This window comes from Thermoanaerobacter sp. X514 (assembly GCF_000019065.1).
GTDB lineage: Bacteria > Bacillota > Thermoanaerobacteria > Thermoanaerobacterales > Thermoanaerobacteraceae > Thermoanaerobacter > Thermoanaerobacter pseudethanolicus.
On the sequence record NC_010320.1, the window covers coordinates 2,004,929 to 2,018,156 of the forward strand.

Consider the following 13,228-nt stretch of genomic DNA (forward strand, 5'->3'; position numbering starts at 1 on the left):
TGTTAAATCGATATCTATATCTATATATATATTAAAAAAGGAACTGGCATTCATGTCAGCTCCTTTTTTAATTATTTTCTATTTTGTTTTCATCTCACTAACAGGTATAAATCCCACCTTAGGAACAAGTTCTTTTTGTACTTCATCTGACATCATGAAATCTAAGAAAGCTTTAACTGCACCAGTAGGTTCTCCTTTTGTGTACATATGCTCGTATGACCAAATAGGATACTTGCCATCTATTATGTTTTGGGCAGTTGGCTCTACGCCATCATACTTTAGCACTTTTACAGTATCATCAATATATGCCAAACCGATATAGCTAATTGCACCTTTTGTATCTGCTACAGCTTTTTTAACTGCTCCATTAGAATCTTCTGTCAAAGCAAGACCTTCTGCTTCTTCCTGACCTTTTAACACGATCTTCTTAAAAGTTGCTCTTGTGCCCGAACTTGCAGGTCTCAAAATAACTGTTATCTTTTCATCTTGCCCGCCAACTTCTTTCCAGTTTGTTATTTTACCTGTAAAAATATCTACCAATTGTTGCTGAGTTAAACTATCAACTGCAACATCTTTATTCACAACTACAGCAAAACCTACAACTGCAACTTTATGATCTACTAAAGATTTTGCTGCCTCGGCATCTAATTTTTCTTCCGCAAAAATATCAGAATTTCCGATATCAATTGCGCCTTGAACTACCTGCGTCAACCCTGTACCACTGCCACCACCTTGCACTGTTATCACTACATTAGGATATTTTTCCATAAACATTTTGGCAGCTTGTTCAGCTAATGGCTGTAACGCTGTAGAACCAGCAATTGTTATCTTACCTGAAAGATTGTCAGTGGTTGTAGTAGAATTATTGCTTTGGGGTTGTTTTGAACCACACGCAGCAAAAGTAAAAAAGCTTGCAATCAACAGTACTGCAATAACAACTTTTGCAAATCGACTCTTTAACATTAAAGCACCTCCAAAATTCCTTAAATTTTTTTGTACAAGTACATTGTAACAGTCTATTGTAAATTCAATATTAAGATATTGTTAAGTCTTTGTTAAATCAGTTTTGTTGAATTTTATAATAAATTTTGTACCTCTCCCTACTTCACTTTCTACAAAAATTTCTCCTTTCATAGATTCCACAATATGTTTAACTATAGCAAGTCCCAATCCTGTACCACCTAATTTTCTTGAGCGACTTTTGTCAACTCGATAAAATCTCTCAAAAAGCCTAGGAATATTTTCTTTCGAAATTCCTATACCGTTGTCTTCAACTGTAATAATTATTTTATCCCCCTCTTCTCTGGTAGATACCTTTACAAATCCTCCCTCTGGAGTGTATTTTATACCATTATCTATTAAATTAATCATCATTTGATGAAATCTATCTTTATTAGTTTTTATCACTAAATCTGTACAATTTAAATCTTTTTTCAACGTTATATTTTTATTTCTCGCGACCTTGTCCATTATATATAATATATCCTCTATCTCATTATCTAATTCTATTTCTTCTTTAGGATAACCTTCTTTAACATTTTCTATTTCAGAAAGAGTGAGTATATCGTTTATAAGTCTTGTAAGTCTTTCAGACTCAAAATCAATTATATCTAAAAATTTATCTCTTGCCTGCGGATTGTCAATAGCACCATTTCTTAAAGTTTCAATAAAGCCTCTAATAGAAGTCAAAGGAGTTCTCAGCTCATGGGACACATTTGCAACAAATTCGCTTCTTATTTTTTCCAATCTTCTCATTTCTGTAATATCATCTATTATTAACACAAAACCTAAATTTTGATGGGAAATTGGATGAAGAATTGGACTAGTATACACTTTGAGGTGTTTGTTGAAAACATTTAGTTCTAAACTTTTGGAAGGGGAATTTTTATTTTTCTTAACATCTTCAAAAAAGTCATGTAATTTACTATTTCTTACAATTTCTAAGATATGTCTTCCAATTAAATCTTTCTCTTTTATATTTAGAATTTTCCTCGCAGCGTCATTTATAAGTAATATCTTCTCATTATTATCAAAAGCGATAACCCCATTTACTATGCTTTTTAAAATGGCTTCTAATTTTGCGTTTCTATCATTTAATTCCTCTATTGTTTCTTTTAATTTATAAGACATAGAATCTACTGCAAGAGAAAGTTCTTTTATTTCATCAATAGAATCGCTTTCAAGCCTATGACTGTATATCCCCTTTGCAATATCCTTTGTGATTTCAGTTATCTCTTTTATAGGCTCTACTATATTTTTTATAAATCTATAACTTAAAAAAAATGTTACTAAAATTCCTAATAAAATAGCAAAAATAAATTTAGTCATTGGAACATAGCCTAAAAAAAATATGGCGACTATTAAAATTCCAAGTAGGTTTATAAAAAACAATTTACAATAGGATTTTTTCAACATTACGCTTCACCTTTATCATTTAACTTATACCCAATTCCTCTTACAGTTTCAATATATACAGGGGATTTATCATCGTCTTCTATTTTCTTTCTTAAATGCCTGATGTGTACATCAACAGTTCGAGTTTCTCCAGCATATTCATATCCCCATACTTTGTCTAAAAGATAGTCTCTAGTTAATACTTTACCCATATTTTGAGACAAAAGTTTTAAAAGCTCAAACTCTTTTAAAGTCAATTCTAGGACTTTTCCTTTTTTATAAACCAAATGCTTTCCAGTATCTATAACTATATCACCAAATTTTATTATTCCTTCTTTTTCTTCATCTGGTTGTTGGGTTCGCCGAAGAACGGCTTTAATTCGAGCTAACAATTCTCTTACGCTGAAAGGCTTTGTTATATAATCATCTGCTCCCAACTCCAATCCCAATACTTTATCAAATTCTTCGCTTTTTGCTGTTAACATTATTATCGGTATATTTTTCGTTTCATCATTCTTTTTTAAAATTTTACATATTTCCAGTCCATCCACATCTGGCAACATCAAATCTAATATAACCAAATCAGGTTTTCCTTCAAGTGCTTTATCCAAGCCTTCTTTTCCATTTTCCGAAGTAATAACTTTGTATCCTGCTGCTTCCAAGTTGTATCTTAAAAGTTCCAATATATGAATTTCATCTTCTATAACCAAAACCGTATGGGCCATTTTGACACCTCCAGATAATATGGCTTGTACACCTTTGAAGCAAAAAGTTATGCATTTTCTTTTTTTGTCTCACTCTCTTTAAGAAGTTTCTTAAGTTCGTCCATAAAAGTATTTATATCTTTAAACTGCCTATAAACAGAGGCAAACCTAACATAAGCTACTTCATCTACATTTTTAAGTTTTTCCATTACCATTTCTCCGATTTCGGTGGAGGTTATTTCCCTTTCCATTGAATTTATTATTCTTTTGTCAATTTCATCTGTAATTTCTTCTAACACCTTTATAGGCACTGGCCTTTTTTCGCAAGCTTTTATCATGCCTTTTAATATTTTATCTCTGTCATAGACTTCTCGGCGATTGTCTTTTTTTATTACAAGTATAGGCAATTGTTCTACTTTCTCATAAGTAGTAAATCTCTTCCCACATTTTAAACATTCCCTTCTTCTCCTTATAGAAGTGTTATCATCTGTAGGTCGAGAATCAATAACTTTTGAATCTGGATACCCACAATAAGGGCATTTCATCTTATTACCTCCAACAATTCTTAATTGTTTAATAAAATTATAATAAACTTGTTTTCATTAGTCAAACTTAAGCTTCTCTATCTTTAAAATCTACTAATATTACATCCGTTCCAATCTTTTTTATAGATTCCCACGGCAAGTATATTTCTATATCTTTATTAAAAAACCTAAAAAAACTTGTTTCTTTCGGTATAACAATTCCCTCTACTCTTCCTTCTTCAAGGTTTACTTCAATGTCAATTATATTCCCTAATTTTTCTCCTGTATTTATATCTATAACATCTTTATCTCTTAACTCTGAAGCTTTAATCATCCTCATTTCCCCCTTTTGTCCTTTTCATAAAATTATATGAAAAAATCTAGCTTATCATTCCTGATAAGCTAGATGTATTTCCTCATGTGATTTAAAGCCGCTTTTTCTAATCTTGAAACTTGTGCTTGAGATATTCCTATCTCTTTTGCTACCTCCATCTGGGTTTTCCCTTCAAAAAATCTCATCGTCAATATCATTTTTTCCCTTTCGCTTAGTTTTTGTATTGCTTCTTTTAATGCAATTTTCTCTAGCCACACTTCATCCATATTTTTGTCATCGCTGACTTGGTCCATCACATAAATTGCATCTCCACCATCATGATATATAGGTTCAAACAAAGAAACCGGTTCTTGAATAGCATCAAGAGCCATTACCACTTCCTCTCTTGGAAGGTCCAGCTCTTTAGCTATTTCGCCTACTGTCGGCTCTTTGGAATTTTCCGATACTAATTTGTCCCTTACCTGTAATGCTTTATAGGCTATATCTCTTAAAGAGCGGCTCACCCTTATAGGAGTGTTATCTCTTAAGTATCTTCTTATTTCTCCAATTATCATTGGAACAGCATAAGTAGAAAATTTTACATTTTGATTTAAGTCAAAATTGTCAATAGCTTTTATAAGCCCTATACATCCTACTTGAAACAAATCATCTACGTATTCCCCGCGATTATTAAATCTTTGAATAACACTTAGTACCAATCGCAAATTGCCATTTATAAATTCTTCTCTTGCTTTTTTGTCTCCATTTTTCATCCGCTGCAGTAGCTCTTTTTGCTTGGAAGGTTTTAAAACAGGTAACTTAGAGGTATTGACACCGCAAATTTCAACTTTGTTATTCATAAATCCTGCCCCCACATGTTTAGCTTATTAACAGTATTGCCGGCAGGATAAAAAAATATACAGAAACGCTTAAACTAGTCTATTCATTTCTTTTTTTAATCTTTTTAAAATCTTTTTTTCTAAGCGAGAAATATAGGACTGTGAAATTCCCAACATATCTGCCACTTCTTTTTGAGTCTTTTCTACTCCACCCTCTAATCCAAATCTAAGTCCTATTATCTTTTTTTCTCTATCTGGTAATTTCTTTAATGCAGAAGTCAATAATTCCTTTTCTACTTCATCTTCGATATATTTATAAACTGTTTCATTATCAGTGCCTAAAATATCTGAAAGCAAAAGTTCATTTCCATCCCAATCTACATTTAAAGGTTCATCAAAAGAAACCTCTAATTTAGTTTTGCTATTCCTTCTTAAATACATTAATATCTCATTCTCAATGCATCGAGAAGCATAAGTAGCTAATTTTATTTTTTTCTTAGGATTGAAAGTATTAATAGCTTTTATAAGTCCAATCGTGCCAATAGATATTAAATCTTCGATTCCTACTCCTGTGTTTTCAAATTTTTTTGCTATATATACTACCAATCTTAAATTTCTTTCAATAAGTACCGTTTTTGCTTCATTATCTCCTTTTTCCATCTTTGAAATTAAATACATTTCTTCTTCTACAGAAAGAGGTGGAGGTAATGCTTCACTTCCTCCAATATAAAATATGCCTTCAGATAAATCTAAAAAATCAAGGATTTTTTTCCACAACAATAGCATTTCTATTTTTACTTTTGTTTTTAGTTGCACTTCCAACACCCCCATTATACTAAAATTTCTGGTGCTAACAACGCCGCATAATTACCATATTTATCTATTTGGCTTTTGTATACTCCTACTATTACATTCCTTATCTCTTTTTCACCTACCACTAATTTATCTGGCTTAAATCCTAACATTATTCCTTTAGACTGTCCTACTGATATAAAGGGTATTAACCTTATCCTTGATAACCATCTTTCCTCTTTCAAAACTTCAAAAATTTTGTTAAAATCTATCTTCTCTTCATTTAATAAAATTTCCATATTATCAGGAAGTATATTTTTCATAGCCAAAAACTCCACTACCACAACAGGCGATTTAGTTAAAGGGTCGTATAATCTATTTCCAGTATCTAACAATCCTTTTATCTCTATTTGTTTTTGAAAAATTTCTATTTTTATGCTGTATAACATTTTTTCCTCTTTTGATTTTCTCACTATATAATCCCAATTAGTATAGAAAAGTAAAATAGCTATCAATATTCCAATCCATAAACTATGTAAATTAAGTTTTGCTGTATATAAAACCGCAAAAATTGTCCCACCTATTGCAAAAGAAATTAGATAAAAAACTGCTAAAATTCTCAAAAATTCTTTTAATGTTTTTGGAGTAAATGCCATATATATTATTAAGAGAGATAAAATAATTTTTGCGAAAACTTCATGAATCATCTTATAAGGTAACAAAAAAATTATTAGGACATAACAGGCTCCCAATAATGCACCTAAAAAAAGTTTAATAGGTTTGCTGTCTTTTTTAGAAAATTTTCGTGTAAGGGATAAAATAAAATAGTTAATAATTAAATTTTCGAAAAAAATTACGTCTAAATACATTCATACCATCCCCGGGGACACTTTTAATCCTTATACAATGTATATTCCCATTTGCCTATTTTATTCATATTATAAAATAAAAATCTCAAATTTATTGTAATATTTTGGTATAAAAATAAGGTTGTTTTTGTAGAATTTTTGCATAAAAAAATCTGCAAAGAAACCTTTGCAGATTTATCGTCTTCCTCTTCTTAAAAAAGTAGGTATATCCAAATCATCACTTTCTATAACATTTTCTAATTTTACTTCAGGCTCCCTAGTGTCTTTTTTCTTTGCTGTATCCTTAGATTTTTCATTTCTTTCAAATCCTGTAGCTATAACAGTAATCCTTATTTGGTCCTCTAATGATTCGTCTATTACTGCACCAAATATAATATTTGCATCAGGGTCAGCAGCCTCATAGATAAAATTAGCCGCTTCATTAACTTCAAATATGGTTAAATTCGGACCTCCTGCAATATTCAAAAGAATTCCTCTTGAGCCTTCAATTGAAGTCTCTAATAGTGGACTATGAATGGCTTGTTTCGCTGCCTCAGTAGCTTTATTTTCCCCAGAAGCTATGCCTATTCCCATATGTGCAAGACCTGTATTTGTCATAATCGTTTTTACATCAGCAAAGTCAACATTGACAAGTCCAGGAACTGCAATAAGATCGGATATACCTTGAACACCTTGTCTTAAAACATCATCCGCTAATTTAAAAGCATCGATCATTGAAGTCTTTTTCTCTACAACTTGCAGTAATCTATCATTAGGAATAGTAATAAGCGCATCTACATGTTTTTTAAGTTCTTCAATGCCCATTTCTGCATGAGCCATCCTTTTTCTTCCTTCAAATGTAAAAGGCTTAGTGACAACTCCCACTGTCAAAATTCCTAATTCTTTTGCTATTTCCGCCACAACTGGAGCAGCTCCCGTTCCTGTGCCTCCCCCCATGCCAGAAGTAATAAATATCATATCAGCGCCTTTTATAACTCGTTCTATTTCTTCTCTAGATTCTTCAGCAGCTTTTTTCCCAATTTCCGGGTTTGCTCCTGCTCCTAACCCTTTCGTTAATTTTTCACCAATTTGTATTTTTGTTTCAGCTTTTGATAAATAAAGAGCTTGCTTGTCTGTATTAATTGCAATAAACTCAACACCGCGAAGGCCAGCATCGATCATTCGGTTTACAGCATTTCCGCCTCCACCACCAACTCCTATTACTTTAATAGCAGCAAATTGTTCCATATCAGTTTCTATACCTATCACAAAAAACCCTCCTCTTACGCCCAAAAATCGCTAAATATTTCCTTGAGCTTGTCAACTAATTTAGAACTCTTTTTCTCTTTTTTATCAGTCGGTTGGACATTATGCATAAACCTCTTATTGTTATATACATATTTTACCACTCCTGTCCCTGCCGAGTAAATAGGAGTTGCTACTCCGATATTTTGCGGAGAACCAATACGAATGTTTCTATTAAAAATTTTTTGTGCCAACTCTATGTTGCCTTTTAAGAAGGAAATACCTCCACCTGTTATAACAACATTTGTAACAATGTCTTCCAGAACCTTCGCTTCTTTTAATCTCTCGTACACAAGCATTAAAAGTTCAGAAACCCTTGCTTCTATTATATCAGATATTTCATTTACATCTGTAGTTGATTTGTTTTTACCTGCTAGACTTGCAATTTTAATTGGTTCCAGTTTTTCAGGAGGTAATTTTTCTAGAGTTCCATATCTCTTCTTTATATTTTCGGCTTCTTCAAAAGAAATCTTTAACCCTACAGACAAATCGTTTGTGATATGCCATCCTCCCACTGCTATCATAGAAGAATAAATAATGTTGCCATCTTTAAAAACAGAAATATCCGTCACTCCTGCACCCACATCAATTAATGCAACTCCCAACTCTTTTTCATCTTTTAAAAGTACTGCTTCTCCCGTAGCTAAAGGGCCTACAATTATTCCTTCTACCTCTAACCCTGCTTTTTTAACGCACTTTTCCATATTTTGAATAGCGGTAACACTTCCTGTTACTATAGCAGCATTTACCTCTAACCTTATACCTGCCATTCCAACAGGGTCTTTTATTTCCCCATACCCATCCACAATATATTCTAATGGTATAACATCGATAATTTCTTTATCAGAAGGAATGGCAATAATTTTAGCAGCTTGTAAAACTCTATCTACGTCTTGTTTTGTTATTTCTCTATCTTCTCTCGATACTGCTACTACTCCATTGTTTTTATATATTGTCGTCAATCCCCCATATATTTTCAAATACACAGAGGATATTTTTTGGTTGGCCATTCTTTCCGCTTGCTCTACAGACTTTTTTATAGAATAGGCAGTTTCATCTATATCTACAATAACTCCTTTTTTTACCCCATTACAAGGATAATAGCCAATCCCAACAATATGCAGTTCTCCGTTTTTATCCCCTTCTCCAATAATTGTACATACTTTAGATGTACCAATGTCTAAACCAACTATTAAATCACCCATTATCAAATCCTCCTTCAGGAGACTGCTATCTTCTCCGCATCTTGTCTATCAGATATCTCCTTATATATGCAAAATTGACAAATAGCCTGCTTCCAAATACAAAAATTGCCGCAAGATAAATGGGAACTCCTAATACATCCCCAATATAAGCAAGGCCTCCTGCCAATATCGCATTGCCAAAAAAACCAGTTATAAAAATAAGATTGTCAAACTTCTCTTCAAGACTAGCTCTAATACCACCAAAAACTGAATCCAACGCTGCAAGAATAGCAACAGATAAATAAGAAACATAAGTGCTGGGGATATTAATTGGCAAAATAAAACCTATCACTATTCCTATTAATAAACTAATTATTATAATATAAGCCATTAGCTATTCTCTCCTTCAACTAAAGGTTTTGCATATCTAAACTTTATCACTCCGTCATATTTTTTAATCAATATCTTGTCCGATTTTTTGATATTTACCTCTATTCCCCAAGTAGCTAAAGTATCTACTACTCCACCTTTTAGCTTAAGAGCAGCCTCTAACGTATCAGGGTCTCCAATAGCTTTTATGACATACGGCGCAGAAAAACGCACAGAATTTACATTTACTGTAGGGCCAACACACCTAATTTCTGAAGTAGCAATTAATCTTTGGTCATTTAAAGATATGGCCTCCGCTCCTGCCGCTCTTAGCTCATTTACAACTCGCAACAAGTCCTCATCGTGAACCAAAAATAAATTAGGGTCTTGTCCCGGCGGAACAGCTTGTTTGCTATCATTTATAGTTACAATTACTCCTGGACCTTGAAGGTCAGTCAGTCCTGCTAAACCTTTATATTTTTCTACATCATTTTTCAAAGTCTGAATAATCACGCTATTCTTTGAGGCAGAATCTTCATAAGCATTTATTTTTGCTTCTAAATCACTAATCTGTTTTAGAAAAGCATCTTTTTCCGACTGCAGTTCCTTTAATTGAGTTGCCAATTCTTCTGCTCTCTGCACAGTAACTATACCGCTTTTTTTTACTATTTTAAATTGAGTAGAAAGCATTATTCCTAATACTATTGAAACTAAAGCTACGGAAATATATACACTTTTTTTCATAAGTACCCCCATCCTCTATGGTATAAATACCGGATTACTGTCTCCAATAATTTGAATTGTACCTTTATGATACCCTTTTTTAGCTAAATCTTTTAATATTAATTCGGCAAATTTGAAAGAATAATTAATATCCAAAGGATTGTCAAAAGATATCTCTATGCCATTTTTTGTAACTAAAATAATTTGTTTTTCATTCATATATTTTATAACAGAATAAAAATCTGTACCTTCTATAAGTTCTAAAAGCGTTCCTAAATAACTTTTTTCAAAAATATCATTCAACTTTTTGCCAATTTGATATTTCTCAACTTTTATTCCTTCTATAACAGGAAGTTTAGGGTTATAATTCTCCTTTTTTATTACTACTCCTTCTTTATCTATCATTAAATAGTCTTTTTGATATTTGACTTGTGCAACTATTCGCCTTTCTTTTATAAATATTTCTACAGTGTCAGGGTATTGAATTTTTACTTTGCTCTCCCTTATATAGGGGTTAGCAAGTAAATTACTTTCTATTTTTTTAGGATTAACTTTAAAAATATTCATTCCATAATCAATCATAGCTAACTCTTTAATATCATTATAAGATAAAATTTGATTGCCTACAACTTTTATGGTTTTAATCTCAAAATAATTTGATTGAAACATAAAAAGGTAAAGCAAAACTATAAATACTAGCGTCACAAACATAAATATTAAAAACCGCTTCTTAAAAGCACTTTCAACCATTAAACCATCCCCTGCTTGTACTTTTCTTTTGCATATGTAAAACAGCATGACGCTGTTTTACATTATTCTTACAATATCCCCTCCCACACTTTTTAAAGCCTTTTCGATTGATTCATATCCTCTATCAATGTGTTCTGCTTCATCTACTATTGTAGTACCTTCTGCCCCCAAACCTGCAATAATCAAAGCAGCTCCTCCCCTTAAATCTCTTGCTACTACTTTTGCACCCATTAGCTTCTCAACACCACGTATTACCGCTACTCTTCCCTCCACTTTTATATCTGCTCCCATTCGTATAAGTTCTTCTGTGTATTTAAATCTATTATCAAATATTGTTTCTGTAACAATAGATGTCCCATCTGCTACAGATAAAACCGAAACCATCTGGGGCTGTAAATCTGTGGGAAAGCCAGGGTATGGCAATGTAACAATCATATCTACTGCTTTGGGGCGCTTATCGCATATAATTTTTATATAATCATTTCCAGCATGTATTTCGCATCCCGTTTCTCTCAATTTTGACAACAATGGTTCTAAATGTTCTTTTAAAGCATTTACTACTGTTAATTCTCCTCGTGTCATCGCCGCAGCACAAAGATAAGTACCCGCAACAATTCTATCTGAAATTATGGTGTATTCCGCATCATGCAATCTTTTTACTCCTTCTATGATAATCGTGTTAGTACCAGCTCCTGATATTTTAGCCCCCATAGAGTTTAAAAAATTCTGCAAGTCTTCTATTTCCGGTTCTTTTGCTGCATTTCTAATGATGGTGACGCCTTCTGCAAAAACTCCCGCCAACATGATATTTTCTGTGGCTCCTACACTAGGAAGGTCTAAGTGAATTTCATTTCCTCTTATCTTCCCACCTTCACATTTAATATATCCATAAGATTCTTCCACTTTAACTCCTAATCTTCTCAAACCCTTAAGGTGTAAATCTATAGGTCTGTGTCCTATATCACAACCTCCTGGAAAACTCATCAAAGCTTTTTTGTTTCTTGATATTAAAGCCCCCATCAAAAATATAGATGACCTCATGGTTCTCATTAAGCTATCAGGTATTTCACTATCTTTTACATCCCTTGCATCTACAATAATGTCTCTGCCTTTAAAAGTTACCTTACAACCTAAATGTTCTAAAATTTCTATCATTGAATAAACATCTTTTAATTTAGGACAATCATGTATTACAGAAATCCCTTCATTTAAAATTGATGCTGCAAGGATGGGTAAAACAGAATTTTTAGCGCCATTTACCTTTAACTCACCATACAGCCTGTTCCCTCCATTAATTTTAAATTTCCCCATCTTATCACCCCTAAATTTAATACAGCTTACACCATATACTATGCATAAATAAGATGGGGTGTTACATAGGGTATTAAGTTATGCTTTTTATAAGCTTGTATATTTTCTCCGCAGCATCAATTTTAGAAATTTTTTGGGCATTATCTCTCATTTTTGAAAGTACTTGAGGATTATCCAAAAGATATTTGATTTTTTTGTATAATTTTTCTGCTGTCAAATCCTTTTCTAAAATAACATAAGAAGCTCCGGCTTTTTCTAACACCCGGGCGTTATACTCTTGGTGATTATTAGCAACATAAGGAGAAGGAATCAAAATAGAAGCAACACCTTTTGCAGTAATTTCTGCCAAAGTAATAGCCCCAGCCCTACAGATTATAATATCTGCGGCAGCATATACATCCTGCATATTGTGACAATAAGGAATTATTTTAACTGTTTCATCTATGTCTATAGTTTCAGTTTTAACTTTTTCCAACACTTTTTCATATTGATTAGCTCCTGTAATTATTAAAACTTGCAAGTTTTTATCCTTTTGCTTTAAAAATTCTACCATTGTAAAATTTATTTTTTCTGCTCCTCTACTTCCCCCTACTGATACTATTAAAGGTTTATCAGAATAAAAACCCAAATTTTTTAAACCTTCCTCTTTAGTAACTTTTAGCAATTCTCTTCTAATTGGATTACCTGTTACCACAACTTTTTCTTTATTTTTAAAATATTTAACTGATTCTTCAAAACTTACCGCTACTACTTTCACAAATCGTGATAGTACCTTATTTGTAAGGCCTGGAAAAGCATTTTGTTCATGAATCAAAGTAGGTATCCCTTTTAAAGCCGCCATCATTAAAACAGGACCGCAAACATATCCCCCTGTTCCAATTACTACATCTGGTTTAAATTCATTTAAAATATTATTTGCTTCCTTAAGACCCACCATTGCTTTATAAATAGTTTTTAACGTATCCAATGATAATTTCCTTTTAAATCCTTGCACAGTAATCGTCTTTAATTCAAAACCTTCTCTTGGTACTAACTCATTTTCTAAACCTTTTTTTGTACCTACAAATAAAATTTGAGCATTTTTTTCATTTTTTAATATTTCCTTAGCAATGGCTATGGCAGGATAAATATGTCCTCCAGTACCTCCACCTGCAAACAAATATTTCAATTAT

Annotated in this window: 15 protein-coding genes; all 15 read right to left on the reverse strand. The window is 32.4% G+C overall.

Annotated features, from left to right (window positions below; translation table 11 throughout):
* Positions 1-78: 78 nt before the first annotated feature.
* On the reverse strand, positions 79-963 hold the full coding sequence (locus tag TETH514_RS10015) for a phosphate ABC transporter substrate-binding protein (protein WP_003867942.1): 885 nt from the start codon (positions 961-963) through the stop codon (positions 79-81).
* Between the two features lie 81 nt (positions 964-1,044).
* Positions 1,045-2,415 carry a two-component system histidine kinase PnpS gene (pnpS, locus tag TETH514_RS10020; RefSeq protein WP_009052537.1) on the reverse strand — a complete coding sequence of 457 codons (1,371 nt, stop codon included), beginning with the start codon at positions 2,413-2,415 and terminating at the stop codon, positions 1,045-1,047.
* Complete coding sequence (locus tag TETH514_RS10025) at positions 2,415-3,119, reverse strand: response regulator (protein ID WP_009052538.1); 705 nt, start codon at positions 3,117-3,119, stop codon at positions 2,415-2,417. The genes pnpS and TETH514_RS10025 overlap by 1 nt, the downstream gene beginning before the upstream one ends.
* A gap of 47 nt (positions 3,120-3,166) precedes the next feature.
* Entirely contained in the window at positions 3,167-3,643 is a 477-nt protein-coding gene (nrdR, locus tag TETH514_RS10030) for a transcriptional regulator NrdR (RefSeq protein ID WP_009052539.1), read from the reverse strand.
* Between the two features lie 67 nt (positions 3,644-3,710).
* Positions 3,711-3,956 carry a YlmC/YmxH family sporulation protein gene (locus TETH514_RS10035; RefSeq protein ID WP_003867938.1) on the reverse strand — a complete coding sequence of 82 codons (246 nt, stop codon included), beginning with the start codon at positions 3,954-3,956 and terminating at the stop codon, positions 3,711-3,713.
* A gap of 68 nt (positions 3,957-4,024) precedes the next feature.
* The gene (gene sigG, locus TETH514_RS10040) at positions 4,025-4,795 is read right to left on the reverse strand and encodes an RNA polymerase sporulation sigma factor SigG (protein WP_004402381.1); all 771 of its coding nucleotides are present in this window, start codon (positions 4,793-4,795) and stop codon (positions 4,025-4,027) included.
* Positions 4,796-4,864: 69 nt separating this feature from the next.
* Positions 4,865-5,590, reverse strand: coding sequence for an RNA polymerase sporulation sigma factor SigE (gene sigE / locus TETH514_RS10045; protein WP_009052540.1), 726 nt, complete (start codon positions 5,588-5,590; stop codon positions 4,865-4,867).
* Positions 5,591-5,604: 14 nt separating this feature from the next.
* On the reverse strand, positions 5,605-6,435 hold the full coding sequence (spoIIGA, locus tag TETH514_RS10050; protein WP_009052541.1) for a sigma-E processing peptidase SpoIIGA: 831 nt from the start codon (positions 6,433-6,435) through the stop codon (positions 5,605-5,607).
* Positions 6,436-6,609: 174 nt separating this feature from the next.
* The gene (ftsZ, locus tag TETH514_RS10055; protein ID WP_003867934.1) at positions 6,610-7,683 is read right to left on the reverse strand and encodes a cell division protein FtsZ; all 1,074 of its coding nucleotides are present in this window, start codon (positions 7,681-7,683) and stop codon (positions 6,610-6,612) included.
* A 14-nt stretch (positions 7,684-7,697) separates the two neighbouring features.
* On the reverse strand, positions 7,698-8,924 hold the full coding sequence (gene ftsA / locus TETH514_RS10060) for a cell division protein FtsA (RefSeq protein WP_009052542.1): 1,227 nt from the start codon (positions 8,922-8,924) through the stop codon (positions 7,698-7,700).
* A gap of 25 nt (positions 8,925-8,949) precedes the next feature.
* The gene (locus tag TETH514_RS10065; RefSeq protein WP_009052543.1) at positions 8,950-9,294 is read right to left on the reverse strand and encodes a small basic family protein; all 345 of its coding nucleotides are present in this window, start codon (positions 9,292-9,294) and stop codon (positions 8,950-8,952) included.
* Positions 9,294-10,016: a DUF881 domain-containing protein gene (locus TETH514_RS10070; RefSeq protein WP_009052544.1), complete on the reverse strand. Its 723-nt coding sequence runs from the start codon at positions 10,014-10,016 to the stop codon at positions 9,294-9,296. The genes TETH514_RS10065 and TETH514_RS10070 overlap by 1 nt, the downstream gene beginning before the upstream one ends.
* A gap of 15 nt (positions 10,017-10,031) precedes the next feature.
* Positions 10,032-10,745, reverse strand: a complete 714-nt coding sequence (locus TETH514_RS10075; RefSeq protein ID WP_003867930.1) for a cell division protein FtsQ/DivIB — start codon at positions 10,743-10,745, stop codon at positions 10,032-10,034.
* A 57-nt stretch (positions 10,746-10,802) separates the two neighbouring features.
* The gene (gene murA / locus TETH514_RS10080) at positions 10,803-12,056 is read right to left on the reverse strand and encodes a UDP-N-acetylglucosamine 1-carboxyvinyltransferase (RefSeq protein WP_009052545.1); all 1,254 of its coding nucleotides are present in this window, start codon (positions 12,054-12,056) and stop codon (positions 10,803-10,805) included.
* A gap of 73 nt (positions 12,057-12,129) precedes the next feature.
* Positions 12,130-13,224 carry an undecaprenyldiphospho-muramoylpentapeptide beta-N-acetylglucosaminyltransferase gene (murG, locus tag TETH514_RS10085; protein WP_009052546.1) on the reverse strand — a complete coding sequence of 365 codons (1,095 nt, stop codon included), beginning with the start codon at positions 13,222-13,224 and terminating at the stop codon, positions 12,130-12,132.
* Between the last annotated feature and the right edge of the window lie 4 nt (positions 13,225-13,228).

Coding starts and splice junctions, on each gene's coding strand:
- TETH514_RS10015 (WP_003867942.1), bottom strand. CDS start 963: ATGTTAAAGAGTCGATTTGCAAAAGTTGTTATTGCAGTACTGTTGATT.
- pnpS (WP_009052537.1), bottom strand. CDS start 2,415: ATGTTGAAAAAATCCTATTGTAAATTGTTTTTTATAAACCTACTTGGA.
- TETH514_RS10025 (WP_009052538.1), bottom strand. CDS start 3,119: ATGGCCCATACGGTTTTGGTTATAGAAGATGAAATTCATATATTGGAA.
- nrdR (WP_009052539.1), bottom strand. CDS start 3,643: ATGAAATGCCCTTATTGTGGGTATCCAGATTCAAAAGTTATTGATTCT.
- TETH514_RS10035 (WP_003867938.1), bottom strand. CDS start 3,956: ATGATTAAAGCTTCAGAGTTAAGAGATAAAGATGTTATAGATATAAAT.
- sigG (WP_004402381.1), bottom strand. CDS start 4,795: ATGAATAACAAAGTTGAAATTTGCGGTGTCAATACCTCTAAGTTACCT.
- spoIIGA (WP_009052541.1), bottom strand. CDS start 6,435: ATGTATTTAGACGTAATTTTTTTCGAAAATTTAATTATTAACTATTTT.
- ftsA (WP_009052542.1), bottom strand. CDS start 8,924: ATGGGTGATTTAATAGTTGGTTTAGACATTGGTACATCTAAAGTATGT.
- TETH514_RS10065 (WP_009052543.1), bottom strand. CDS start 9,294: ATGGCTTATATTATAATAATTAGTTTATTAATAGGAATAGTGATAGGT.
- TETH514_RS10070 (WP_009052544.1), bottom strand. CDS start 10,016: ATGAAAAAAAGTGTATATATTTCCGTAGCTTTAGTTTCAATAGTATTA.
- TETH514_RS10075 (WP_003867930.1), bottom strand. CDS start 10,745: ATGGTTGAAAGTGCTTTTAAGAAGCGGTTTTTAATATTTATGTTTGTG.
- murA (WP_009052545.1), bottom strand. CDS start 12,056: ATGGGGAAATTTAAAATTAATGGAGGGAACAGGCTGTATGGTGAGTTA.